Here is a 24,413-nt window from a genome sequence, read left to right on the forward strand (position 1 = left end):
GGGCCCGGTCCGCCGGGGCCGGGCCGACGGGGGGACGCGACGCCTCCGCGGTTGCCGCCCGATCCGTTGACCGGCCGTCTGCGCGGGCCGGCTGTTTCGCCGGTGCCGCCGCGGTGAACCCTCAGTGCGTCCGGACGGCCACGAGCGGAAGGCGGCATGCGGATGAGCGTGGACGGAGTGGGCCGGCGCGGGTTCTTGCAGGTGGCCTCCGCCGCCGGGCTCGTGGCCGCGGCTCCTGCCGGGGCCGCCCCGGCCCAGGGGGCGGCGACCGAGGGCGGCGGGGAGAAGATTCTGACGTACACCGCCGCTACCGGTGGTTCGGTGACGGGGTGTCCGTCGGGCGGGTGGTGGCTGGCGGAGGTGCAGGGGGTGCTGTGGCGCATCCCCCGCCACGGCGGACGCGCGCAGCAGCTGACGGACTGGACGCTGGAGCCCACGCGCCCCGCCGTCTCCCCGGACGGCACGGCGGTGGCGATGAGCGCCTACCGCGGTGGGGGCTTCCACCTGTGGCGCATGCGGCCGGACGGCAGCGGACTGCGTCAGCTGACCGACGGCCCGTGGGACGACCGCGGCGTGGCCTGGTCCCCGGACGGCAGCCGCCTGGCGTTCTCCTCCGACCGGGGCGCGGACCCGGTGCGGGGCGGCGGCTGCCACATCTGGACGCTGGAGCTGCGCACCGGCCGGCTGACGCGGCTGACGGACGGCCCGTTCGAGGACTACGACCCCGCGTGGCTGCCGGACGGGCGGGCGGTGGCGTTCGTCCGCGCCGCGCACCGGCCCGGCGGCGGCGACGACGGCGGCCGCGCGCTGGCCCGTACGCCCGCCACGGGCGGCGGTGAGGTCACCGTCCTGCGCACGGTGCCGGACGGGCGGCTGCTGTGCCCCGCCGCCTCCCCCCGAGGGCGCATCGCCTACCTGCACCTGCGTTACCCGGCCGGCTCCGCCGCCCTGCCCGCCACCGGCGCCGCGCTCCTGGTCGACGGCCAAACGGTGGTCACCGGCCAGGATCTGGCCGCGGCCCCGCCCTGGTGGCGGGGCGAGGGCCGGCTGCTGTACCTGGCCGACGGCCGCATCCGGCTGCGCACCCTCGCCACCGGCGCGGTCGAGGAGATCGCGTTCACCGCCCGTCTGCGCGTGCCCCGCACCGTGCGCCGGGTCAAGCGGCGCGACCTGGATTCCGCCGCCGCCCGGCCGGTGCGGGGCATCCACCGGCCCGTGCTCTCCCCCGACGGGCACCACGTCGCCTTCACCGCGCTCAACGCCCTGTGGACGATGCGGCTCGGTTCGCCGCCGCGCAGGATCGTCCACTCGCGGCCGGAGCACTACCTCCAGATGCCCGCCTGGGCACCGGACGGCCGGTCCCTGCTGTACTGCACCGACCGCGACGGGCTCACCGCCGTCCACCGCCGTGATCTGCGCGACGGCAGCGACACCCGGCTGGCCGCGGGCGGCCGATTCACGCCCGCGCTCTCCCCGGACGGCACCCGCCTGGCCTGCCAGGACGCCGCGGGCAACCTCCTGGTGCGGGACCTTCGCACGGGAGCGGAGCGCACCGTGGCCGCGCCGCTGAGCGGGGGCGGGCCGCCCGGCGCCCCCACCTGGTCGCCCGACGGCCGGTACCTCGCCCTCTGCGACCGTACCCGTCTCAACCAGCGCTTCCGTGAGGGCTACCACCTCATCCGCGTCCTGGACACGGCCACCGGCGCCGAGACCCGGCAACTGCCCGCCGAGCACCAGTCGCTCTCCGACCGCTTCGCCGCGGGGCCCGTCTGGTCACCCGACGGCCGCTGGATGGCGCTCGTCGCCGAGTCGGCCCTGTGGCTGCTTCCCGTCGCCCCCGACGGCGTTCCGACCGGACCGCCGCGGCAGCTCACCGACGAGCCCGCCGACCACCCCAGCTGGTCCGGCGACTCCCGCACGCTGTCCTACCTCTGCGACGGCCGGCTGCGCCTGGTGGACCGGGACGGCGGCCGCATCCGCACCGTGCCCGTGGCGCTGACCACGCGCCGTTCCCTGCCGTCCCCCCGCGACACCGTGCGCGTCCACGCCGGTCAGCTCTGGGACGGCAGCGGCGAACGGCCCCGCCAGGACGTCGACATCCTCCTCGCCGGCCACCGCATCACGGCCGTCGAACCCCACCGCCCGCGCCGCGCGGCGCACCGCACGATCGACGCCTCCGGGCAGACCGTGATCCCGGGTCTGTTCGACAGCCACACCCACCCGTCCCCCTTCACCTACGGCAACCGGCAGAACCTGCTCGCCCTCGCGTACGGCATCACCACCACCGCCTCCATGGGCGGTCCGCTCTACGAGGGGGCGCTGCTGCGGGAGTCCCTGGCGGGCGGGCACCTCACCGGCCCGCGGCTGCTGTCCTGCGCCGAACTCATCGACGGCTCCCGCGTCGCCTACGCCGAGGGCCGCGCCCACCGCACCCCCGACGGTGTCTCCCGCACCCTGCGCCGCGCGGCCGCCCTCGACGTCGACTTCGTCAAGACCTATGTCCGCGCACCCGGGGCGACGATGTCCCGCGCCGCCCGCGTCGCCCACCGGCTCGGCGTGCCCTCCGGCAGTCACCTCTGCTTCCCGGGACGCACCGCCGGCCAGCGCCTCACCACCCATCTGCAGGCGACCCAGCGGCTGCCGTTCGGGCACGCCACCACCCCGCTCGGCCACGTCCACCAGGACCTCGTCCAGCAGTACGCGGACGGGGAGTTCGCGTTGATCGCCACGCCCTTCACCGCGCTTGCGCTGCTCGGCGCCGATCCCGCGCTCGCCGACGATCCGCGCGTGACCCGTCTCATGCCGCCGTGGGACGCCGCCTCCGTACGCGACGCGGCCCGGAAACCGCCGACATCCGATCAGCTGGCGGCACTCGCCACCGAGATGCGCGCCTACCGCCGGCTGCTCGGCGCCGGGGCGGAGATCGCGCTGGGCACCGACGCGCCCCTCGTCCCCGTCGGCCTCCACCTGCACCTGGCGCTGCGCGCCCTGCACGCCCACGGCTTCAGCCCCGCCGAGACGCTCCGGACCGCCACCGTCACCCCCGCCCGCCTCTTCGGACTCGACGGGCACCTGGGAACCGTCGCACCCGGCAAGATCGCCGACCTCACGGTCGTCGACGGCGACCCCTTCACCGACTTCGCCACCCTCATCCGCACCTCCCTGGTCCTCCGCGACGGCGTCCCGCACCGACGGAGTGACCTCACGGGCGTGAACCGGGCACCTGCTCACCCGCCTCGGCCCGGCCATCCGCCGTCGCCGGTTTCGGGGTGGCCAGGAAGAGCGTGGCCAGGGTGAGGGCGGCGGCCAGCCAGGTGGTGGTGTGGAACGCCTCGGCGAAGGCCTGAGCGGTTTGCGGGGAGGAGCCGGCGTCGAGCGGGGAGGTCGACGTGCCCGGGGGGAGGAACGACCGGTAGGCCACCGCGGTGGCCGTGCCGAAGACGGCGATGCCCAGGCCGGCGCCGGCCTCGTAGGAGACGGACTCGATGCCCGCCGCCGCGCCCGCCTGGGAGGAGGGCGCGGTGGCCATGATGAGGTTCGAGGCGACCATCTGGACCAGACCGTGGCCGAACCCGATCAGGGCCAGGCCGAGCGGAACGACCGTGCCGGAGGCGACCAGGACGTATCCGCCCATCGCGAGCAGCAGACCGGCGGGTACGTCCACCCGCGGTCGTCCCAGACGGGAGAGGACCATGCCGCCCACCGGGCCCGCGACCGTCGCGGCCACCGGCATCGGGAGCAGGGCGAGCGCGGCGTCCTTGGCCGACATCCCCTCGACGAACTGCAGGTACTGCACCAGTTGGAGTTCGAAGCCGACCATCACCAGCACCGGAAGCACCGAGGCCACCACCCCGGCACGCAGCCCGGGCAGCCGGAACAGGGACAGGTCCAGCATCGGGTGCGCGGCGCGCTGCTGCCGCCGTACGAACAGCACCAGTGCGGTCAGGCCCAGCACGGCCGGCAGGGCCCACTCCAGCGGCCCGGCGCCGTCGTGGGTGAAGGCGATGATGGCGTAGGCGCACCCCAGGAACCCCGCGATCGAGAGGAGGGGGGAGGTGGCTTCCCAGGGCTGCCGCTCCGACTCGACCTCGTTGCGCAGCAAAAGCGCCACGGCGGGCATGGCCACCGCCACGATCGGCAGGTTGACCAGGAAGATCGAGCCCCACCAGAAGTGGTGGAGCAGGAAGCCGCCCGCCACCGGTCCCAGCGCGGAGGCCCCGGCGGCGATCGCGCTCCACGCCCCGATGGCCACGGCGTGCTCGCGGCCGTCGCCGAAGGTCTGCCGGATGAGCGCCAGCGTGGCCGGGATGATCATTGACGCGCCGACGGCCAGCACCGCCCGGCCACCGATCAGGGCCAGTGGCCCCGGTGCCATGGCACACAGCACCGAGGCCGCGCTGAAGACCGCCAACCCGGCCAGCAGCAGCCGCTTATGGCCGATCCGGTCGCCCAACGGCCCGCTCACCAGCACCAGTCCGACCATCAGGAGCGAGTACACGTCCACGGTCCACAGCAGTTCCGGCGGGGACGCGTGCAGTTCGCGGGCGAGGGTCGGGACGGTGATGGTGAGGATGGTGACGTCCATGGCCGCGGGCAGGAAGCACAACAGCACCACGGCCAGCACCAGCCAGCGCCGGGCCGCCTTGACCACGGGCGGCGCGGCGGTCACCGGTCAAGGCCCAGCGCAGCCCTGGCGCTGACGATCAGTTGGTGCAACTCGGTGAGGTTCGGGGCGTAGAACATGCAACTCAGTCTGCCAGTTGGCAGATCCGTCAGCTCGGTGGGAACGACGCCCCGGTCGGCGTGCCGGGGCGAGGCCACGAGCGGTCCGAGCCGGCGCAGCACCTCCGGCAGCGCCAGGCCGGCCGGAAGCCCGTAGAAGTCGTAGTTGCCGACGGCGTGCGTGTCGAGGTAGCCGGGGCCGATGAGGTGCTCGCCGAATTCGTGCACATGGCTCGAACCGGTGCGGCGGGCGTTGAGGTCGTGCAGGTAGACGACGCCGTCGCGGCCGATCGCGTCGATGCCGAAGCGCCCGCGGTAGCCGCGCCGTTGCATCTCCTTCGCCAGCCGGAGTCCGCCCTCGGTCAGCGGGCGGTACCACCAGCGGTCACGCAGTTCCCGCGCGGTGACGTTGCCGCGCAGCTGCGTGGCGCCCTCGAACAGCATGTCGGTCGTGTAGCAGAGGTGAGGCGGGGCGTTGGCCGGAACCATGTACTCCACGGACGGGAAACTGATGTCGCCGTCGAGGAACTCCTCGACCACCACCGGGTCCTCGTCGTAGAAGGTGCTCGCGGCCAGGCGCTCGGTGATGTCGTCGTCGCCCGGCCGGAAGATCAGCAGGCCGAGGCTGGCCTCGCCGCGGTCCGGTTTGACGATGCACGGCGCGCCGGTCGCGAGCATGGCGCGCACCGCCGCGGGCACCTCGTGCTTTCCGGCGCAGTGCCTGCCGGGCGGGATGCGGCAGGTCCCGTCGGTCATGCCGAGGTCGGTGGCGAGATCGCGTAGGCCGGTCTTGGTGTCCAGCAGGTCGCGCAGGTCCTGCCGCGGCGGGCTCTCGGGCAACTCGACCGCCACGCCGTACCGGGTGCGCAGGACCTCGGTGAACCGCCGCAGGTCGGCGGTGGTGGTGTGCGGAATCAGCCGGAGCCTGCGGCCCGGCCCCGCGTGGGCGGCCACGGCGGCCATCAACTCGGGGTCGGCGAGCATGTCGGCGAAGAGCGAGCCGGTGCGGCCCGCCGGGCTGAGGTTCACCACGCCGTCGAGCCCCAGGAACGTGCGCTGCCAGTCCAGGTCCCCGATCGGCTCGTAGGTGATGAGCATCTTCTCCAGCGGCCCCCAGAACAGCGCCTGGTCCTGCTGGGCGTAGCACTCCGACAGCAGCTCGTCGACGCCGTCGGCGCGGACGGCGAAGTCCCGCAGGGTGTCGACGGCGTTGCACACACAGAGCGTGGGGGTGGTCATGCCTTCTCCTCGCGCAGCAGTCCGTTGTCCTCGGTCACCAGGGCGACCGCGGCCGCGACCACGTGCCAGAAGAGTTCCTCGCCCAGGGCCGCGGTGGCGGCCGAGGTGCTCGACAGGACGCCCTGGTTGGTCGTGCGGTCCACGTCGACGGGGTGCAGGTAGATGCCTGGGCGGGGCGGCTCGGCGTGGTCGGGCCGCGCGGCCGAGACCAGGTCCGGGCGGAGGTAGAGCATCAGGCTGGTCTCGGTGATCCCCGCGTGCTCGGCGTGCCACCCCGGGAAGACCGGCACCCGCTCGGCCAGCCAGTCCGTGTCGACCAGGCTCCACCAGCTCAGCGCGAGGAACTCCTTGCCGTCGGCGGCCGGCCGCCGGCCCACCTCGTCGAGGGCCTCGAAGACGAACGGTTCGTTCTCGAAGTGGCCGTTGACGACCAGCAACCGGCGCCACGGCAGGGCGCACAACGACTCCAGCGTGTCCTCCAGGAAGGCCAGCAGCGACCGGCCGCGCACATGGACGGTGCCGGGAAACGCCAGTCCGCCACCGCTCTGCGGCAACGACCGGGCGGCGATCGGCTGGGCCGGCAGGGTCAGGGCGTTCAGCTCGTAGGCGATCTGCCGGGCGAAGGCGTCCGCAAGGAGGGTGTCCACGGACAGCGGCAGATGCGGACCGTGCTGCTCGACGGAGCCCACCGGCCAGATCACGGTCCTCCCGGCGGTGGCCGCCAGGATCTCGGCGCTGCTCAGGTCGCACAGCTGCGGCCCGGCCGACCGGGGGGTCACGACCGCACCTGCTCGGGTCGGCCCGCGCCCGTCACGGGTGCGGGGCGCCGGCCGGCGTCGCCCTCTCCGGCGGCCTCGGCCACGATCCGGACGAGGGTGGGGCCCATGTCGGTGTGCAGCGCGGTGTACACCTGGGCGGCCACCGCGCCGACCTGCAGATAGTCCTGGACGTCCCGGCCCGACTGGACACCGCCGGAGCCCAGGAGGGGCAGCGGGAACCCGGCGTTGCGCAGCTTCCACAGGGAGGCCAGGACGAGCGGTTTGATGCCCGGCCCGGAGTAGCCGAACACCCCGCCGAGGCGGAGGTCGCCGGTCTCCGGGTGGACGGCGGCGGCGGGCAGGGTGTCGCTGAGGGTCACCGCGTCCGCCCCGGCCCGGGCGGCGGCGAACGCCCGGGCGTGCAGGCCCTCGCCGCTGGCCAGCTTGACGGAGAAGGGCAGCCGGGTGGCGGCGCGGGTGGCCGCGGTGTAGGCGTGCACCCGCTCGGGGGCGTCGTCGAGACCGTCCTCCTCGTTGAGGCAGGAGATGCCGAGTTCCAGTGCCCGGCAGCCCGACGCCTCCACCCGGGCCGCCAACTCGGCCAGTTCCGCCGGGCTGTCGGCGTGCAGCGACGCGATGACCGGCAGTCCGTCCCGGGCCAGACCGCGCAGGACGTCCACCCAGTGGCCGACGGAGCGTTTCGAGTAGGTGGTGCTGTTGATCATTCCGGTGGGCAGGCGGACGATGCGTTCGTCCAGGCCGGCCGGCGGGTTGGGATGGATGGTCTTGGTGACCACCGCGCCCGCGCCGGACGCCAGCAGCCTGCGGATGTTGCGTTCCTGGTCGGTGAGGAGGCCGGAGCCGACCACGACGGGATTGGCCAGGTCCATCCCCAGCACCTGTGTGGTGGCCGCCATGTCAGGCCGCCGTCCTGGTCCGGCCCAGCGCCGCGAGCACGCCGTCGACCAGCAGCGCCGGATCCGCGGCGACCTTCTCGGCGGACAGGAACGTGGCGGCGGCGACCTGGGCGAGCCCCTTGAGCAGATGGCTGGCCGAGTCGGCGAAGGGCTGGTCGGTGATGCCCACGATGGGGCGGCCCAGCGCGCTGGCCCACCCCAGCTCGATGTGGGTGCCGTCGGTGCGCAGCAACGTGCCGTCGAGCACCGGCAGTACGGGCACGAAGACATCGCACTCGCGCATCCACGCGTAGTCGCGTACGGAGACCTCTTCGGGCGTGAACGAAGCGGTGTCGGCGCCGAAGCGCTCGGCCACGTGCGCGGACAGCACGGTGGCGCCGGCCCGCCGCGACAGATCGATGGTCAGGCTCAGGCTTTCGCGGATCGGTGCCGTCATTCCGCCCGGCACCAGGGCATGCTGGATCGGGCCGCCGACGAACAGGGTGACGCCGCGCAGGGCATCCGGGATGACACTCATGACTTTTCGCGGCTCCTTCGAAAAAGAGTCTGCCGGCGACCGGTTTATCGGGCGGAATTCGGCCACCGGAAAGAAGGGGACGGGGTGGCGCCCTCACATGAGGCGCTCGCGGTGAATCGCAGGGGATTTTCGGGCGTGCGGCCCGGCAGCGTCGCCGGGTACCCGATTGCCTAATGGTCCCGCACTCCGCGTCCACCCGTCAGGCAAAGAGACGGCTTCACGCTAGTCCGCGGCGAATCGCCGGCACAAGCATGATCTGCGCCAGGTGGAGGCAAGCGGCAAAGGGAACAAAAGAACGCGACAATCCACCCGAAATGCCACCCAGCTTCCCCTCGGGATCGCTCGTCGTACGGGTTTTACGGGGGTGGACAGGGGCAGGGGATTCCCCCTCATGGGTCTATTCGGAGCCAAATAAGAGTGGCCGACACGCCGTCTCGCTCATACGTAAAATCTTTATGAATAGCGCCTCTTGAGGGTGTGCGGGAAAATCAGGGGCCGCATTGACAGGCGGGTGGCGCCTCAACTAGCTTCGGTGGCGCTGAATTTCCGGCTCCGTCATGTTCCCGGCCGGTCCCGGCTCGCCTGCGGCCCCCACTGCCGCCGCGACCCATCTCCCTTCCCTGCGATTCAGACGCTGATTGTGTCCTTTTGAAGGAACCCACCCAGAAGGGAAGTCCTGGTGAACTCACTGCAAACCGTCAAACGCATTCTGCACTCCGAAGTGCTGGTGGAAGTGCCGATCGACCAGATGCAGCTCGACGACGACCTGCGCGAGAGCTACGGCATGGACTCACTCGGATTCGTGGAACTGCGCGTGCAGTGCGAGGAGGCGTTCGGCATCAGCATCCCCGACGAGGCCATCGCCGCGGGACAGCTGTCCACCCTCGGCGACGTCCTCGCGCTGGTCGAGCGGCTGTCGGGGGCCGACCACCCCCCGGCCACCGCATGAGCTGGGCCCCGGCCGCCCGGGACGACCGCGACGGGGAACGGACCGATGCGCTCGCGCGCGGCACGGAACTGCACCTCAACCACTACGGGGCCGAGCGGCTGCCGTTCGCCTGCGTGGGCGGCGACGGACTGGAACTCGACCTGGTCGACCTCAGCCCCGAACGCCGGGGCAGGCGGCTGCGGCTGCTGGACGCGAGCGCCGGCTACGCCAGCGCCACCCTGGGCGCCGGCCACCCCGTGGTCCGCGCGGCGCTGATGCGCGGCACCGGCGTCGGCAACGTCACCGACGAACTGGGCTCGGGGGAGCGGGCGGAACTCCTCGACCGGCTCCTCGGCCCCGGCGGACTGTGGACCGCTCACTTCCCCACGGGGCGGTACCACGTCAGCGGACGCAACTCCGGCTCCGAGGGGAACGAACTGGCGCTGCGGCTCGTGCTGGAGTCCCGGTTCGACGGCCGGCGGCTGCGCCATCGCCCCGGCAAGGAGCGGCGCGACACCATCCTGGCCTTCCAGGGCGCCTGGCACGGCTGGACCGGCGGGCTGGTGCCCCTGCTCAACCGCAGGTACTACCGGGCCGGGCTGCCCGCGCCGGACGCCGCGGCCCCGTACGGCCTCCGGGTCGACCACATCCCGTTCGGCGACCCCGACGCCCTCGCGGAGTACTTCGCCGCGTCCGCCGACCGGCTGCTGGCCGTGGTGGTCGAGCCGATCCAGGGCGACGCGGGCATCCTCGCGCCCCCGCCCGGCTATCTGCGCGACCTCGCACGCAGGTGCGCGGCCGACGAGGTGCTGCTCGTGGCCGACGAGGTGCTGACGTTCGCCAAGACCGGCCAGTGGTTCGCCATGCGCGACGCGGACGGGCCGGTGCCCACCGACATCACGGTCATCGGCAAGTTCCTGGGCATGGGCGCGGTGTCCACGTCGATGGTGATCGCCCGCAAGGAACTGGCCGCTCGCTCCTCCGGCACCGTGACCACCTCCGACCTGCGGCCGCTGCCCTGCGCGGTGATCCGGGACGGCATCGAGCACATCGGGGCCGAAGGGCTGCTGCGCCGGTCGGCCGAGGTCGGCGCGCGGCTTGCCGAGCGGCTCGACGCCGCCTTGGTGGGCGGTCACCCGGACGTGTTCACCGAGGTCCGCGGCGTCGGCAGCATGCTCGGAGTGGAACTGACCGCCGCCGCGGCGGACCGGATCGGCGCGCTGCGCACCCAACTGATCGAAGCGGGCGTGTACGCCGAGTTCATGGCGGGCGCGGGGAAACGGTCCGGCGGCCGGCGCTACATCCATCCCACGTTGCGGATCGTGCTGCCGCTGACCGCCACCGCGGCGCAGGCCGACGAGATCGTGGACCGGGTGGCGGCCGGCGCCCGGGAGCTGCGGTGAGCGCGGAGTTCCGCACCCGGATCGAACACGTCGACACCGACGCGACCGGGATCGTGCACTTCTCCCGCTACACCTCACTGATGGAGACCGCGGGCACCGAACACCTCGAAGCACACGGCGCGGGGCTGACCGCCTTCGCCGCGGCGGGCGTCGACGTGGTCGCCGCCGACCTGCGGGTGACCTATCTGAACAGCGCCGTGTACCGCGATGTGATCGTCGCGGACACCCGGGTCGACCACGTCGGCGCGGCCTGGTTCGCGCTCGCGGTGGGTCTGCTGCGCGCGGAGGAGGACGGCAGCCGCACCCCGCTGGTCACCGGCCACCTCGTCTTCGCCGCCGTCGACCCCGACACCCGGCGCGCGGTGCCCCTGCCGGCGCCGCTGCGACAGACACTGAGAGGAATCGCCCCGAATGCGGCACACCAACGAATCGGCACCCCCTCCCGCAGCGGCCCGCGCGACGCGGCCGCTGGGCACCTCGGCCATCGCCGCCCTGGTGCGCGGACGCCACCCCCGACTCTTCATCGACCGGGTGCTGGACCATGAGCCCGGCGAGTTCCTGCGCAGCATGTTCGCCGTCTCCGCGGAGATGGGCGCACTGTCCGGGCATCTGCCCGAGCGCGGCCTGACCCCGGGCGCGATCCTGCCCGGCAGCCACACCATGCAGGCCTTCGCCCAATCCGGCGTACTGCTCTACCAGTTGAGCAGCGCCCCGCTCGCCGACGACGAGGCGACCCTGGTCGGCACGGTCAAATCCCGCTTCCTCGCCCCGGTCGTCCCCGGCGACCAGGTCGTGATCGACGTCCGCGCGGACCGGCTGTCCGGCCGCACCTTCGCCTTCTCCGCCGCGGCGACCGTGGAGGGCCGGTCGGTCGCCGGCTTCCGCGGCGCGATGAGCCGCGTGCGGCTCGATCCGGCGAAGGCCCGGCCGTGGTGACCCCGGTGATCACCGGCCTGGCCTGGGACACCCCGCTGGGCCGGGACCGCGAGGCGGTGTGGGAGCGCCTGTGCGCGGGCGACTCGGGGCTCGCGCCCGTCGACTCCCCGCACCCGCTGCGCAACACCCTCGCGGCCGTCATCGACTCGCTGCCGTACGGAACGCCGGCGGCCGAGCGCCAGCGGGTGCTCGCCGGGCGGGCGCTGCGCGCCGCGTTCGCCGACGCCGGCCTCGCCACGACCGACCCCGGCGTCGGCCTGGTGCTGGGCACCAGCTTCGGCGCCTCGCTGGACGAGGCGGAGCCGGCGCTGCACACCTGGGCCGACGACGCGGCGGCGGCCATCGGGCACCCGGGCACGCCGGTGTGCGTGATGACCGCGTGCTCCGCGGGGTCGGACGCGATCGCCGTCGCGCACGCCCTGGTGCGCTCGGGCGAGCGGCGCGTCTGCGTGGCGGGCGGGGTGGACGTGGTCACCGAGGCCAAGCGGCTCGGGCATTCCGCGCTGGGCACGATGAGCCCCACCACCCTGCGGGCGTTCGACCGGCAGCGCGACGGAATGCTGCTCGGCGAGGGCGCGGCGTTCGTGGTGGTCGAGCACCCCGACTCCGCCCGGGAGCGCGGGGCCCCGGTGTACGCCCGGCTGCGCGGCACCGGCGCGGCCAACGACGCCGCCGGGCTCACCGCACCGGACCCGTCCGGCCGCGCGGTGGTGCGCGCGGTGGAACGCTGCCTGGCATCCGCGGGCCTGACCCCCGCCGACATCGCGGTGATCAACGCCCACGGGACCGGGACCGCGCTCAACGACGAGGTCGAGGCGCGCAGCCTGCGGGAGCTGTTCGGGGACGACGGCCCGCTGGTCTTCGCCACCAAGGGCGCGCTCGGGCACAGCCTGGGCGCCACCGGGGCGCTGGAGGCCGTGGCGACGGTACTGGCGCTGCGCGACCGCAGGGTTCCGCCGGTCGCCGGGCTGCGCGACCCCGTGGCACCGCTGCGGCTGGCCACGGGAGCGGCGCACCCCGTCGGCGCCGGCGCCGGACTGAGCCTGACGCTGGGGTTCGGCGGGTTCAACACCTGCCTGCTGTTCGAAGGGGTGAGGACGTGACACAGGTGCCGCCGGGCACACGGCTACTGGGCGCGGCGACGGTGGTCGCCGAGGACCCGGACCGGTACGCGAGGAACAAACCGTCCTTCTACGCCGACCCCGCGGCCTGGCTGGCCGCCGAGGCCGTGGACCGGGCGCTGGCAGACTGCGCGGAGCCCGTGCTCGACGCCGCCGACGACACCGCGATCGTGGTGATGAGCGCGACCGGCAGCGAGCGGACGATGCGCCGCATCGCCGGCGCCGTACCGCGCTCCCGGGTCTCACCGCTGCGCTTCGCCGGAGCCAACCCGGGAGTCCTGGCCGGACTGCCCGCCCTCCGCCACGGCCTGCGCGGACCGTCGCTGCTGCTGGCGGCGCACCCGGACCGGGCCGCCCCCGTCGCGTGCACGGTGATCGCCGGCTGGCTCGCGGACGGTCAGGCCCGGCACGCGATCCTGGTCGCCCTGCAACCCACCGACGGAGGCCGGCAGCTGTGCTGCTGCCGGGTCCTGACCGGCGACGGGCGGAACCGGTGAACGCTCTCACCCGGTCCGGCGTGGCCGACTTCCTGACCCGGGTCGACACCACCCGGACCGACGCCGACGCCCCGGCCGGTGTGGACGACGTGCTGGCGGACCTGGCCGGGCTGGGCCTGGCACCGGGCGACGCGATCGTGCTCTGCCTGGCCAACGGGGTCGAACTGCTCCGCGTACAGCTGGCGTCGTTGCTGCTGGGCCTGGTGCCGCTGGCCGTGGCGCCGAGCACCCCGTGGCAGCGGGTCCGCACCCTGGCGGGGCACATCGGGGCCGCCGTCGTGGTGACCACCCGGCTGACCGGCGCGGGCCCGCGGACGCCGGTGGGCGGCGCTTTCGCCGTACCGACCGGACACCCCGCCGTCCCGTACCGGCCGGGCGAGATCCTGCTGTCCACCTCCGGCACCTCGGGAATGTTCAGCGCCTGCGTGCACCGGGTCTCCTCGCTCCTGCACAACGCCCGCCTGCACGCCGCGGCCACCGGCATCACCGCGGCCGACACCCTGCTGGTGAACCTGCCGCTGTACTACTCCTACGCCTTCGTGGCACAGGCGCTCGCCGCGTACGAGACCGAGGCGCGCCTGGTCCTCGACGGGCCGCCGTTCTCACCGGCCGGCTACCGCGACGCGGTCACCGCGCACGGTGTCACCCACTCGTCGGTGACACCGACCCTCGTCCGCCAGCTGCTGGCCGCCCCCGAACTCCTGCCCCGCGGACCGCGGGTGCTGGCGGTCGGCGGGGACCGGCTCGCGCCCGCGGAGGTGACGGCCCTGCTGACCGCGCGACCGTCCGCCGAGCTGTATCTGACCTACGGACTCACCGAGGCCGGGCCGCGCGTGTCGACCCTGGCCGCGCACGCCGAGCCCGCCCACCGGCACGGCTCGGTCGGCCGGCCGCTGCCCGGGGTGCGCGCATCGCTGCGCGAAGAGCGGTGCGGCATCGGCGAGTTGCTGGTCGAGTCGGACACCGTACTGCTGCGCCGGGTCGGGGAGCGCAGCGCAAGAGTCCTGCTGGCACCGCGGACCATCGCCACCGGGGACGCCTTCTCCCTCGACGACGGCTATCTGACCTTCCACGGACGCCTGTCGGACTTCGTGGTGCTGCGCGGCGAGAAGGTCTCCCTGACCACCGTCCGGCAGGCCGCACACGCCATCCCGGGAGTGGTGCACTGCGTGCCCGAGGTGGTGAACGAAGGCGGTACGCAGGTGCTCGACGTCCATCTGTCGGTCACCGCCTCCCCGCCCGGTGGCGCGAAGGCCGTACGACGCCTCCTCAACTCCCAGCTGCTGCCCGCCGAACGCCCGCGCGCGGTCTTCCTCTCCGCCGCCGACCCGGAGACCTTCCGCAAATGACCCTTCGCCTCGGCTGGACCGTGCCCACCGGCCTCTCACCCGACGAGCTGCGCGAGTTCGCCCGCACCGCGGAGCGCCTCGGCTACGACCACCTCTCCGTCCCGGAACGCGTGGTGTCCGGCGCTCCCGCCTACGAGAGCCTGACGCTGGTGGCGTTCCTGGCGGCGGTCACCACCCGGATCGAGCTGGCAACCGCGATGACGATCCTGCCGCACCGCCCGGTGGTGCTCGCCGCCAAACAGGCCGCGCAACTGGCCCACCTCAGCGGCGACCGGCTGCGACTGGGCATCGCCATCGGAGCCGACCCCGCCGAATCCGCCGCGCTCGGCGTCGCCCCGGAACACCGCGCGGCACTCTTCGAGGAACAGGTGCATGCGCTGCGCCTGCTGTGGACGCGGCCGGACGCGGACTTCACCGGCGCGCACCTCGCCTTCTCCGGCGTCACCCTCACCCCCCGCCCGCGCCGGATACCGCTCTGGATGGGCGGTGGCACCCTGCGCACCGGGGGCCGACCGCGCTCACTGCACCGGATCGCCACCCTCGCCGACGGCTTCACCATGTCCGGCCTGCTCGCCAACCGGGTCAACCGCGGCGCCGCGCTCCTTGCCGAACTGCGCACCGCCGTGACCGGAGCCGGCCGTGACTGGGACGACTTCGGCCGGGAGGCCCGCCTCCGCCCCACCCCCGGCCGCCCGGACACCTGGCGCTCCCTCGCCGAGGCCTGGCGCTTGGCCGGAGCCACCCACCTCACCGTCACCACCGACGACCTCTCCCTGCTGGCGCCGGTGCACGAAGCGTTGACCGGGTAGCGCGGAGCGCGATGTCGCGGTGCCCGGCTCCGGCTGCAACTCCGGCGTCTCGGGTGCTCACACGGGGTACGGGGCCGTTCAAGTGGCGAGACCGGCCGCATCGGAGGACGCTGAAACGCCACAGCACCGTGCGTCCGCGAGAGGCGGAACAGTCCCGGGGCGCCCATGGGCGCCGGGCGGCCGTTCACCCCTTGGAGGCTCAAGATGTACAGGACAAGGACAGTGCCGGCGGCAGCCCTGGTGGGCCTTGCCGCGCTGGTGTTCCCCGCGTCGTCCGCGCACGCCGCCGAGCGGGGCGCGGCCGCGAAGTCCGGAGCGGTCTGCGGAACGGAGCACACCACGGGCCTCGCCGTGGCGGCCGGTGACACCGTGCCGTGCCCCACCGCCCTCCGCGTGGCGGCCGCCTACGTCAAGGTGTGGAAGAGCAACGGCGCACCCGTCGACGTCCCCGTGGGACGAACCGTGTGGCGGTGCCAGGAGGAGCAGGGCAACCCGAACCCCTACCAGAAATGCGTCAACACGGCGGACGGCGCCCAGTGGGTCACCCTCGTGTCCTAGCCGTCCTCCCCTCGCGCGCCCCGCCTCCGTGCGGCGGCAGTTCGAATCCGACCTCCGCCCCGCCCTCGGGCGCCGTGCGGGCGAAGACGGTGCCGTGGTCGGTGGTGATGAGGTCGTGGACGATGGCGAGGCCGAGGCCGGAGCCGGGGGTGGTCTGGGTGTGGGGGCCGCGGTGGAAGCGGTGGAAGACGGCGTCCTGTTCGGCGGGGGCGATGCCGGGGCCCAGGTCGCGGACGGCGAGGCGGGTGCCGGTGATGTGGACGGTGACGGGAGTGGTGTCCGGGCTGAACTTCACGGCGTTGCTCAGGAGGTTGTCGATGCAGCGTTGGAGGGCGCGGGGCCGGGCGAACACCGGGACGGGGCGGGCGACGGTGAGGGTGATGGTGCGGCCGGTGAGCTGGCGGTGGCGATGGGCGCTGTCCTCGGCGGCGGCCGGGAGGTCGACGACGGCCGGGTCCTCGGCGGTGTAGCGGTCGGTGGCCAGGTCGACGAGTTCGCGGACCAGGTCGTCGAGGGCGGTGGTCTCGGTGACGAGGGTGGTGAGTATCTGCTCCTCGTCCTCGGGCGCGAGCCTGCCGCGAGCCCGTTGCAGCAGCTCGGCGCTTGCCCGGACCGAGGTGAGCGGCGTGCGCAGTTCGTGGCTGGCGTCCTGGACGAGCTGCTGCTGCTGGGCGCGGGAGCGGCGCAGCGCGGTGAGCATGGCCTCGAAGCTGCGGGTCAGCCGGCCGACCTCGTCGGCGCCGGCGGGCGGCAGCGGGGTGGAGAGGTCCTGGGTGGTGGTGATGCGGCCGGTGACGTGCGCCAGACGGCGGACGGGGCGCAGGATGCGACGCAGGGCGAGCCAGCTGACCAGGGCGGACACGCCGGAGGCGAGCACGGTGGTCCAGGAGATGCGCCTCAGGAACGCCTGGTCCAGGCGCTCGACGCGCTCGTAGCTCTGGCCGACCATGACCGCCCGGCCACCGGGCAGCGGCCGGGTGAGGACGCCGTACTCGGTGCCGTCGACGGTGACGTCCTCGCGGCTCGTGCCCTTGCCCGTCCGGGCCACCCGGCGGTCGACGGCGGAGACGGGCAGCGGCGGGTGGCCGGGGGAGAGCAGCCGCGCGGGGCCCCGGGCGGGCACGACCTGTTCGGTCATGTCCGGGCGCGCGGGCGGGGTACGGGAGGCGGCGAGGGCGGCGATGACCGTCTCGGCGCGGTCGCCCAGGCCGCGGTCGAGTTCGTCGGAGAGCAGGCTGCCGACGTTGCGGTAGGAGACGGCGGCGATGAAGGCGATGGCGAGCGCCGCGGCCGCGAAGACCACCGCGGCGATCTTGGTGCGGAGCATCATGACGGGCGGATGACGAAGCCGACGTTGCGCACGGTGTGGATCAGCCGCGGCGCGCCGTGCGCCTCGGTCTTGCGGCGCAGATAGCCGATGTAGACGTCCAAGGAGCGGGACGTGGTGTCGAAGTCGTAGCCCCAGATGCGTTCGTAGACCTGGGCGCGGGTGAGGACGACGCCCTCGTTGCGCATCAGCAGTTCCAGGACGTCGAACTCGGTCTTGGTCAGGTCCAGGAGGTCGGCCCCGCGGTGGACCCGGCGGGTGGCCGGGTCCAGGGTGAGGCCGGCGACGGACAGGAGGCCGGCGGTCTCGGGGGGCGCGGCGCGGCGCAGCAACGCGCGGATGCGGGCGAGCAGTTCCTCGGTGGCGAACGGCTTGGCCAGGTAGTCGTCGGCGCCCGCGTCCAGCCCGGCGACGCGGTCACCGATCTGGTGGCGGGCGGTCAGGACCAGGACGGGCAGCCGGTCGCCGTGGCGGCGGAGCGTACGGCACAGGGCGAGGCCGTCCATGCCGGGCATGACCACGTCCACCACCGCGAGGTCCGGGCGGTGCCGGGCGAGGAGGTCGAGCGCCTGGAGCCCGTCGGGCGCCAGGAGCACCTGGTAGCCCTCGAAGCGCAGCAGCTGGTCGAGTGTGCTGCGCACGCCCGGATCGTCCTCGGCTATCAGTACCGTGGCGGGGCGTTCGGGCGTCTGCGTCATGGCCTCATTTTCGCAGACGGGGGACGTGGTCATGATCGTTTACCGGTCAGCCGCGGACGGGCGTGACGGCGATGGGCGGGAGGGCGCGCAGACAGGAGGTGTCGCCGGGGCTGCCGGTGCGCAGGAACCGGGTGGAGATGCCGGTGACGCAGGAGCTGGGCTCCAGCTCGGCCACATGCCCGGTGTTGGGGGCGGACAGGAACGTGCTGTGGCGGAACTGGCGGGCGGCCAGGCGGCTGTTGGCGGCCGCGGTGTTGGCGTCGAGGTCGCCGGAGAGCACCAGGACGGGGACGTCGGGCAGTTCGGGGCGGGTCGGCTGGGGGCGTGCGGTGCCCTCGCGCGGCCAGGAGAGGCACACGTCCCCGCCGTCCGTCGGCGCCTCGTTGAACCCCTTGGCGCTGAACGCCCCGAACGCGCCGGGCGCGGCGGAGCCGAGCGCCCGCCGGTACTGCTCCCTCCGTTCGGCCGGCGACGCGTCCACCGACCAGGACTTGCGGTAGTCGTTGCAGACCACGGCGATGTACGGGGCCTGGTCCTCGGTGCCCGCCGAGGCGGCTTCCGCCCGCACCAGCCGGCGCAGCGGGGCGGCGTCGCCCCCGGCGAAGCGGTGGAGGGCGTGGGGCAGGCGGCCGAGGAGGGACGGCTCGGCGGGATCCGCGCCCGCTTCACGGCTGGCCGACTCGAAGAGCAGATTGCCCAGTTGGCCCTCGGTGAACCGCAGGGGATACGTGGTGCCGCCGGCGATGACGGGGAGGCGCAGCGGCTCGTCGCGCAGCTTCCGGGCCACCGTCGCGAGGTCCTTGACGGCCCGCTCGCCGTCGCATGTGCCCTTCGGGGCGCGGTCGCAGATGTGGCGCAGCGCCAGGGAGACCGCCTGGGCACTGGGGCGGACCAGCGGGTCGAAGCCGAGCGGGTAGGCGCCGGACAGCACCATGGACCGCACCCGCTCGGGGTGGCGGGCGGCGTACACCGGCATCAGATAGGTGCCGTACGAGAGTCCGTAGAGGGACAGTTTCGCCACGCCCAGCCGGGCGCGGATCGCGTCGATGTCGTCGGCGGTGGCCGCCGAGGTGTAGCCCTCGGCGCGCGGGCCGAGGGTGCGGGCGCAGCGGGCGACCGCGTCGCGCTGCTGCTGCCGGGTGCCGAACCGGTACTCGGCGTCCGTGACCCCGCACGGCAGCCGCTGCGAGCGCCCGGTACCCCGCGGGTCGACCAGCAGCAGATCGTGGTCGCGGAGCATCCCGGCCAGCCCGGCAGCGAAGACGGGCGTCCGGTCGACCGCGGTCTCGCCGGGGCCTCCGGGGTTGACGGCCACGGTGCCCTTGGCGGCGCCGGGAGCGGTGTGGCGCACGACGGCGTAGCTCACCTTGACCGTGCCCAGGCGCGGCTTCCCCGTCACCAGCGGGCGTTTCACGGAGCCGCAGTCGACGGCGTGCCCTTTCACCTCCGGGCACCACGCCGGCCGCTTGCCTTGGCGCGTGGCGGTGATCGCCGTGCCCTCCGCCGCGGGGGCGTCGGCCTTCACCGCCGGCGTGCACGAGGCCAGCAGCGCCATGGCGCCCACGGCCAGCCCCGCCCGTCGCACGGTACGTATGGCGGACATGTCCTCTCCTTCTCTCGGATGCGGGGACGACGTTGCCCGGCCCGTTGCACGGCAACGGCAGAGCAATGACAAAGACGCGTAAGAATCCGCGGGTTCGCCGCCGCCCCGCCGCCCGAACGCCTCCGCCGGTTCTGCCGTTCGGCCGCGCCGAGAACGTGCACCCCGACCCGGCCGGGTCCGGCGGAAACGAGGTGATCCGGTGGCCCTCGTCGCGTCCGACCGCTCCGTGGAGGACGTTTGGGCCGGGCCGGCCGCGCCGAAAGCCCGTCAGGCGTCAGGCGTCGGGCGCGGGCTCACCTTCGGTGGAGCCGGCGCGACGGCGCCGTCGTCCGGCCGCGCAGACGAGACCCCGCAACAGCCGCCGCCAGGCGCGCAGCGGCCGGCGGCCACGGAGCACGCCACCCCGGGGCGAGGCAGCGGAAGTTGGAGCGGGAACGGGAGCGGAAGGGGCGGCCGCGGGCGATGGCGAGGCGGGCGGTGCGCCCTGCGGGGGCACGGACGTGGCGGGCCCGCTCCGTGGAGCCGGACGGTCGTCGTCCTGCGGCGGGACGGGAGCCGGGGGAGGGGAATGCGGGCGGGTGAGGTTGCGGGCGGCCTCGGCGCGTACGAGCGCGCCGAGGGCGGCGAAGATGTCTGCGGGCATGCCGGAACTCCTGCGGTACTGAGGCCGTTGACGCGGACGCGGCAGGCCGCGGGCACCCCTCGGGCCCCGTCACGAGCAGGGCGGGGGAGGGGGCGCGGCCGGGTCCGCTCAGCAGCGCAGTACGGTCACCCGGGCGGGCGCTGCGGCGTCAACGGCCGGCAGCACGGCCCAGGGAGCGGGGAGTCCGGCTGCGGCCGCGGACACCGGCACGGGCGTTTCCCGCACCACCTTGCCGCTCGGCCCCGTAGGAGCGTGCGGCCGCAGCGGGCAGGCCGTGGCGTGGCACAGCCGCCGGAAGCCGTTGCCGGGGTGGCGCGTGTCGCCCTCCGGCTGTCCCCACACGTCGGCCTCGGGGGCGGAGGTCCGGTCCGCCGGGCCGGTGGCGGCGGACGTTTCGACGGCGGAGCACTTCGCGGCCGCGGCCGGCACCGCATCGGAATAGGCGCCGGTCAACGCCGTGAACAGCAAGGCCAACAGCGCCAGGAGCAACAGCGTGCGGCCGCGGCCGGTGCTGACGCTGTCACGCATGGAGGTCTCCCAACGCTCTTCCGTGGAAGGCATCCCCGGGGAGAGATCGGGTATTCGGGAGCGATCGGAATGAGTCGGCTATTCCACTCGTTCCGGTTATGAATTACATGCCTGAAAGCAAGGAGATCAGCCCGGAGCGAGCCGGCCGTGGCGAGGGCCGCCGCGGAAACACCGCCCCGCGGATGCCCGGCCGGGGCCGCTCCCTCGCCGGCTGCGTCGCCTGTACGGCGGGGAGGTGGCCGCGGCGTCAGGCGGTCGCGCGGGCGCGGGCGTAGTGGCGCGAGAAGCCCGCCAGCGGTTCGTCCTCCGCGTTCCACGGCCAGGGCGTCGCCACGCCGCCGGTGGCGCGCAGCACGGACGCGGCATCGCCCGGCCGCGCGGCCTTGATCAGCGCGTAGGCCAGCAGGTTGAGATCGGCGAGCGCCTGCGCGTGGTGGAGGAAGCCGGGGCTCGGCCAGTGGTGGGCCGCGCGGTCGAGCACGGCGACGGCGTCATGGCGGCGCCAGAACTCCCCGGCGCCGAGTGCGGTCACCCCTCCGGACGCCATGGTGCGCTGGTGGCTGCGGACGAGGGCGGTCAGCTCCAGGCCGGCCGCGGGAGCGTTCGGCGGCATGGCGCGGACGCTGTCGAGCAGGTCCAGTACCTGGCCGCTGGAGCCGCACTCGTCGGGCGAGAGGTAGCCCAGGGCCTGGAGGTGGGCCTCCCGGTTCCACGGGTCACGGGCCTTGATCTCGCGCCAGACCGCCGACAGTTCCGCGGACGGGCGGCGCTCCAGGCGCAGCGCCGCCAGGTACACCGTCCAGGGCGTGGGGTCGGCGGGCAGCAGTTCTGCGGCGCGCCGGCAGGTCTCCCGGGTCGCGTCGAGGTCGACCGCGGAACCCTCCTGCCCGGCGTGGAGCAGATCCGACCAGGCGTGCAGCAGCACAGCGGACTGATTGCCCGGCGCGCGTTCCCGCCAGATGCCGGGCAGCGCCCGCCCCGCCGATGCCGCGAGCACCTTCAAGCGGTGCGCCTTGCGGTCCCAGTTCTCACCGGCGTCGTCCAGAACGTCCGCCATCAAGGCCATGACAGGCGTGTCGAGGGAACCGCGGTCCCAGCACGACTCGACGCGCCGCCGGACCTGCCCCAGGGCGGTGTCGTCGAGCTCGGGCAGCAGGCGGGGGCGACTGCCCTTGCGGCGTCCGAATACGGGCATTTCCGCGGTGACCTTCCCGAGGGGATACGGGCGGGACGAAGTCCCGGCATCATACGGGCGGGAGACCGGCGCGCAATCGCCGCCCGCCATCCGAGACGCGGCCGGCGCCCGGGCCCGTGCAAGAGCCGCGGAATGCCCGTGAACGGGATGCCTTCCAGGCTCCGCTGCCTTCACTTACGGCTCGCCGACCGGGACGGGCAGGCGGAACCGCCTTGACGTGGCTCACCGGGACTGTCCGGCAGACGGCTGCGGGGAGCGGAGGACGAGCAGGGTGATCTCGCTGGGGGCGAAGATCCGGAACGGCGGGCCCCAGAAGCCCGTACCGCGGCTGGTGTAGAGAAGGGTGCGGGCGCCGTGGCGGCTGAGGCCGGCGAGGGCGGGCTGGTCGATGCGGACGAGATGGTGGAAGGGCCAGATCTGGCCGCCGTGGGTGTGGCCGGAGAGCTGGAGGTCGACGCCGCTCGCCGCGGCCCGGCCGACGAACGCGGGCTGGTGGGCCAGGAGCAGGACGGGCAGGTCGGGGTCGGCGCCGTGCAGGGCCCCGGCGAGGTGGGCGCGGTGGCCGGCCAGGCCGGAGGACTCGGCGGTGACGTCGTCCACGCCCGCGACCACGAGGGTGTCGCCGCCGCGTTCGAGCAGCAGATGACGGTTGCGCAGCGGCTCCCAGCCCAGCTCGTCCATCAGGTCGACCCAGCCCTGGGCCTCGCTGTAGTACTCGTGGTTGCCGGTGACGTAGACCCGGGCCCGGGTGGCGCGCACGGTGCCGAGCGGAGCGGCCTGGGCGCGGCGGCGTTCCGCCGTGCCGTCCGCGATGTCTCCGGTGTGGCAGACCAGGTCGGCGGCCAGGCCGTTGACCGTCTCACAGACCCGCGCCGACCAGCGGGCGCGGTCGAGCGGGCCGTAGTGGGTGTCGGTGATGAGGACGACCCGCGTGCCGTCCAACCCGGCTCCCAGGCGCGGAAGCGGTATGTCGAGGCGGCGTACCCGCGGCACCCGCCGGGCCTCGGCGTACCCCCAGGCGAGCAGCGCGGCGGCCGTGCCGAGGGTCGCCCAGGCGACGATCCGGGCCCGGTCCTGGCCGTCGCCGACGCCGGTCACGGCCAGCGCGAGGCGCAGCAGGACGCCGAGCAGAACGGACCAGGTGAACACGGTCCAGACGACGCCCAGCAGGGTGTCGCCGACGATCGCCGCGCGGTCCCGCTGCCGCCGGCCGTGGCCGCGCACCATCGCGAGCGGCATGCCGATCAGGCCGAGGGCGAACAGGACGGTGCCGGCCGCCGTGACGGCGAACGGCCAGTGCTGACCGGCGTACAGCAGCAGCCAGCAGGGCACGGTCCACAGCAGCACGGGGGCGATCAGGGGGAGGAGGCGCATCAGGCGCCGTGCACGGCTCCGTTGCGTCTCGTCTGCGGCGCTGTCGACGGATCGCGCCTCGCTCGTCTCGGTCACGCGTCCCCTCCTCGGTCCACCGGGCTGCCGTCGCGCGCACTGTATCCGGCCGTCCCCGGACCGGCCGGTCGGGGGGCGCGGCGGGCGACGCACGCGGCGAAGGCGTCCGCCGTCGGAGCAGCGTTCGGGGGCGGGGCAGCCGGAGGCACTCCTGCGGCCACCCCACCCGTACGACGGCGACCGTCACCGGATCACCGGGATTCGGCGTCCCGGGAACGGCCGAGCCCCGAGGCGTGGTGGACAGGTCTCGACGGGGGCGGCCGGCGAGGCGGGTCAGCTGAGGTTCTTCTCCAGCGCGGTCAGGTAGGCGTGCATGAGGTGGTCGCGTACTCCGTCGGTCGCGGGTGCCAAGGGGTCGGCCAGCATGCCCGCTGCCCGGTCCGTGAGGCCGCCGATCAGCGGCATCGCATCGCGGACCTTGCCGTGGGAGTCGATGTACCGCAGCGACTCGGCGTGGGAGTAGGCGGGCTCGGGCGGCAGCTGAGCGACGACGTCGTTGTTGTTCACGAACCGGTACATCCGGCCCTTGAGCCCCTTGTTGCAGGCCTTGGCGAGACGCGCGTCGCAGGTGCGGGGCTGACCGTAGGTGTAGACACCGTCGGCGGCCAGACGCGGGTCCTCCAGGTACATCCAGGCGCCGGCGAGCATGGCGAGCGCCCCTCCCAGACTGTGCCCGGTGAACCACACGGACTGCCCGTCGGTACGCAGTTCCCGGTGCGTGTTCCGCACATCGGGCCAGATCGATTGCAGCGCCTCGCCGAAACCGTCGTGGACGTATCCGGTGTCGGCCGGACCTCTCCGGGGCGGCGCCGTGGCGTCCGTCAGCCAGTCCTTGATCTGCCGCGGCTCGGTGCCACGGAACGCGGTGACGATCATGTCGTCGTCGGCCATGGTGTACGCCTGGGTGTCCTGCAGCGGGAACGGCGGGGTGAATCGTGTCTCGTGGTGCCGGACGGTGGGGAATCCCCATTCACGGGCCTGCGCATCGATGACGGATTCGTCCTTGTAGGCCAGATCCGAGGCCAGCGCGAGCCAGTAGGCCCGCTTGAGGCTGTAGTCGGTCGAACGGTGGTCAATCGTCACGGGAACGGCCACGGCGGCATTCTCCTTGCCCGGGTGCGGATCGCTCGGCCGGCCGCCCAGGAGGGCGGCAGGCCCTACCGTCATAGGCTCCGCACGCCGGTGAGCGGCCCCGGGACACGCATCCGTCACTCAT

Annotated in this window: 22 protein-coding genes; 10 read left to right on the plus strand and 12 right to left on the minus strand. The window is 73.9% G+C overall.

The window, feature by feature from the left end; genetic code table 11:
• The first annotated feature begins 162 nt into the window (after positions 1–162).
• The gene (locus ABT345_RS30760) at positions 163–3,297 is read left to right on the plus strand and encodes an amidohydrolase family protein (RefSeq protein WP_345080472.1); all 3,135 of its coding nucleotides are present in this window, start codon (positions 163–165) and stop codon (positions 3,295–3,297) included.
• On the opposite strand, the gene ABT345_RS30765 is transcribed toward ABT345_RS30760, so the two are convergent.
• Genes ABT345_RS30765 through ABT345_RS30785 form a run of 5 tightly spaced genes read right to left on the minus strand, consistent with a single transcriptional unit; the run spans position 3,203 to position 8,153 of the window.
• Complete coding sequence (locus ABT345_RS30765) at positions 3,203–4,669, minus strand: MFS transporter (RefSeq protein WP_345080468.1); 1,467 nt, start codon at positions 4,667–4,669, stop codon at positions 3,203–3,205. The two genes, ABT345_RS30760 and ABT345_RS30765, sit on opposite strands and share 95 nt — an antisense overlap.
• Complete coding sequence (locus tag ABT345_RS30770) at positions 4,666–5,961, minus strand: hypothetical protein (protein ID WP_345080465.1); 1,296 nt, start codon at positions 5,959–5,961, stop codon at positions 4,666–4,668. Before ABT345_RS30770 ends, ABT345_RS30765 begins: the two co-directional genes overlap by 4 nt.
• Complete coding sequence (locus ABT345_RS30775) at positions 5,958–6,740, minus strand: creatininase family protein (RefSeq protein WP_345080462.1); 783 nt, start codon at positions 6,738–6,740, stop codon at positions 5,958–5,960. The genes ABT345_RS30770 and ABT345_RS30775 overlap by 4 nt, the downstream gene beginning before the upstream one ends.
• A complete protein-coding gene (locus ABT345_RS30780) occupies positions 6,737–7,636 on the minus strand; it encodes a beta/alpha barrel domain-containing protein (protein WP_345080459.1) in 900 nt (299 codons plus the stop codon). The genes ABT345_RS30775 and ABT345_RS30780 overlap by 4 nt, the downstream gene beginning before the upstream one ends.
• A 1-nt stretch (position 7,637) precedes the next feature.
• Positions 7,638–8,153, minus strand: coding sequence for a hypothetical protein (locus ABT345_RS30785; RefSeq protein ID WP_345080456.1), 516 nt, complete (start codon positions 8,151–8,153; stop codon positions 7,638–7,640).
• Between the two features lie 679 nt (positions 8,154–8,832).
• On the opposite strand from ABT345_RS30785, the gene amcB reads away from it, so the two are divergent.
• The 9 genes from amcB to ABT345_RS30830 all read left to right on the plus strand — a co-directional run bounded on the left by amcB (position 8,833) and on the right by ABT345_RS30830 (position 15,754).
• Positions 8,833–9,102 carry a cispentacin biosynthesis acyl carrier protein AmcB gene (gene amcB / locus ABT345_RS30790; RefSeq protein ID WP_345080453.1) on the plus strand — a complete coding sequence of 90 codons (270 nt, stop codon included), beginning with the start codon at positions 8,833–8,835 and terminating at the stop codon, positions 9,100–9,102.
• On the plus strand, positions 9,099–10,484 hold the full coding sequence (gene amcC, locus ABT345_RS30795) for an amipurimycin biosynthesis protein AmcC (RefSeq protein ID WP_345080450.1): 1,386 nt from the start codon (positions 9,099–9,101) through the stop codon (positions 10,482–10,484). The genes amcB and amcC overlap by 4 nt, the downstream gene beginning before the upstream one ends.
• A complete protein-coding gene (locus tag ABT345_RS30800) occupies positions 10,481–11,029 on the plus strand; it encodes an acyl-CoA thioesterase (protein ID WP_345080447.1) in 549 nt (182 codons plus the stop codon). The genes amcC and ABT345_RS30800 overlap by 4 nt, the downstream gene beginning before the upstream one ends.
• Positions 10,980–11,420 (plus strand): cispentacin biosynthesis cyclizing decarboxylase AmcE, encoded by a 441-nt coding sequence (amcE, locus tag ABT345_RS30805; RefSeq protein ID WP_502965936.1) that lies wholly within the window; start codon positions 10,980–10,982, stop codon positions 11,418–11,420. The genes ABT345_RS30800 and amcE overlap by 50 nt, the downstream gene beginning before the upstream one ends.
• A complete protein-coding gene (gene amcF, locus ABT345_RS30810) occupies positions 11,414–12,523 on the plus strand; it encodes a cispentacin biosynthesis acyltransferase subunit AmcF (RefSeq protein ID WP_345080441.1) in 1,110 nt (369 codons plus the stop codon). The genes amcE and amcF overlap by 7 nt, the downstream gene beginning before the upstream one ends.
• Positions 12,520–13,038: a cispentacin moiety biosynthesis protein AmcG gene (amcG, locus tag ABT345_RS30815; protein ID WP_345080438.1), complete on the plus strand. Its 519-nt coding sequence runs from the start codon at positions 12,520–12,522 to the stop codon at positions 13,036–13,038. The genes amcF and amcG overlap by 4 nt, the downstream gene beginning before the upstream one ends.
• Entirely contained in the window at positions 13,035–14,387 is a 1,353-nt protein-coding gene (amcH, locus tag ABT345_RS30820) for an adenylate-forming 2-oxoglutaryl-ACP ligase AmcH (protein WP_345080435.1), read from the plus strand. The genes amcG and amcH overlap by 4 nt, the downstream gene beginning before the upstream one ends.
• Positions 14,384–15,196, plus strand: coding sequence for a TIGR03619 family F420-dependent LLM class oxidoreductase (locus ABT345_RS30825; protein ID WP_345080432.1), 813 nt, complete (start codon positions 14,384–14,386; stop codon positions 15,194–15,196). The genes amcH and ABT345_RS30825 overlap by 4 nt, the downstream gene beginning before the upstream one ends.
• A gap of 222 nt (positions 15,197–15,418) precedes the next feature.
• Positions 15,419–15,754: a hypothetical protein gene (locus ABT345_RS30830; protein ID WP_345080429.1), complete on the plus strand. Its 336-nt coding sequence runs from the start codon at positions 15,419–15,421 to the stop codon at positions 15,752–15,754.
• On the opposite strand, the gene ABT345_RS30835 is transcribed toward ABT345_RS30830, so the two are convergent.
• From ABT345_RS30835 to ABT345_RS30865, 7 genes are all read right to left on the minus strand, one after another.
• Positions 15,738–17,084, minus strand: coding sequence for a HAMP domain-containing sensor histidine kinase (locus ABT345_RS30835; protein ID WP_345080426.1), 1,347 nt, complete (start codon positions 17,082–17,084; stop codon positions 15,738–15,740). The two genes, ABT345_RS30830 and ABT345_RS30835, sit on opposite strands and share 17 nt — an antisense overlap.
• On the minus strand, positions 17,081–17,779 hold the full coding sequence (locus ABT345_RS30840) for a response regulator transcription factor (protein ID WP_345080423.1): 699 nt from the start codon (positions 17,777–17,779) through the stop codon (positions 17,081–17,083). The genes ABT345_RS30835 and ABT345_RS30840 overlap by 4 nt, the downstream gene beginning before the upstream one ends.
• Before the next feature lie 46 nt (positions 17,780–17,825).
• Entirely contained in the window at positions 17,826–19,382 is a 1,557-nt protein-coding gene (locus tag ABT345_RS30845) for an alpha/beta fold hydrolase (RefSeq protein WP_345080420.1), read from the minus strand.
• A gap of 751 nt (positions 19,383–20,133) precedes the next feature.
• Complete coding sequence (locus tag ABT345_RS30850) at positions 20,134–20,553, minus strand: hypothetical protein (RefSeq protein ID WP_345080417.1); 420 nt, start codon at positions 20,551–20,553, stop codon at positions 20,134–20,136.
• Positions 20,554–20,800: 247 nt separating this feature from the next.
• Positions 20,801–21,748, minus strand: a complete 948-nt coding sequence (locus ABT345_RS30855) for a hypothetical protein (RefSeq protein WP_345080414.1) — start codon at positions 21,746–21,748, stop codon at positions 20,801–20,803.
• A 222-nt stretch (positions 21,749–21,970) separates the two neighbouring features.
• A complete protein-coding gene (locus ABT345_RS30860; RefSeq protein WP_345080411.1) occupies positions 21,971–23,197 on the minus strand; it encodes a metallophosphoesterase in 1,227 nt (408 codons plus the stop codon).
• A 273-nt stretch (positions 23,198–23,470) separates the two neighbouring features.
• Positions 23,471–24,292 (minus strand): lipase family protein, encoded by an 822-nt coding sequence (locus tag ABT345_RS30865; protein ID WP_345080408.1) that lies wholly within the window; start codon positions 24,290–24,292, stop codon positions 23,471–23,473.
• Positions 24,293–24,413: the final 121 nt, after the last annotated feature.

This window comes from Streptomyces sp. NPDC000404 (genome assembly GCF_040300365.1).
GTDB lineage: Bacteria > Actinomycetota > Actinomycetes > Streptomycetales > Streptomycetaceae > Streptomyces > Streptomyces ramulosus.

Coding starts and splice junctions, on each gene's coding strand:
- ABT345_RS30760 (WP_345080472.1), top strand. CDS start 163: ATGAGCGTGGACGGAGTGGGCCGGCGCGGGTTCTTGCAGGTGGCCTCC.
- ABT345_RS30770 (WP_345080465.1), bottom strand. CDS start 5,961: ATGACCACCCCCACGCTCTGTGTGTGCAACGCCGTCGACACCCTGCGG.
- ABT345_RS30780 (WP_345080459.1), bottom strand. CDS start 7,636: ATGGCGGCCACCACACAGGTGCTGGGGATGGACCTGGCCAATCCCGTC.
- ABT345_RS30785 (WP_345080456.1), bottom strand. CDS start 8,153: ATGAGTGTCATCCCGGATGCCCTGCGCGGCGTCACCCTGTTCGTCGGC.
- amcC (WP_345080450.1), top strand. CDS start 9,099: ATGAGCTGGGCCCCGGCCGCCCGGGACGACCGCGACGGGGAACGGACC.
- ABT345_RS30825 (WP_345080432.1), top strand. CDS start 14,384: ATGACCCTTCGCCTCGGCTGGACCGTGCCCACCGGCCTCTCACCCGAC.
- ABT345_RS30835 (WP_345080426.1), bottom strand. CDS start 17,084: ATGATGCTCCGCACCAAGATCGCCGCGGTGGTCTTCGCGGCCGCGGCG.
- ABT345_RS30840 (WP_345080423.1), bottom strand. CDS start 17,779: ATGACGCAGACGCCCGAACGCCCCGCCACGGTACTGATAGCCGAGGAC.
- ABT345_RS30845 (WP_345080420.1), bottom strand. CDS start 19,382: ATGTCCGCCATACGTACCGTGCGACGGGCGGGGCTGGCCGTGGGCGCC.
- ABT345_RS30850 (WP_345080417.1), bottom strand. CDS start 20,553: ATGCGTGACAGCGTCAGCACCGGCCGCGGCCGCACGCTGTTGCTCCTG.
- ABT345_RS30855 (WP_345080414.1), bottom strand. CDS start 21,748: ATGCCCGTATTCGGACGCCGCAAGGGCAGTCGCCCCCGCCTGCTGCCC.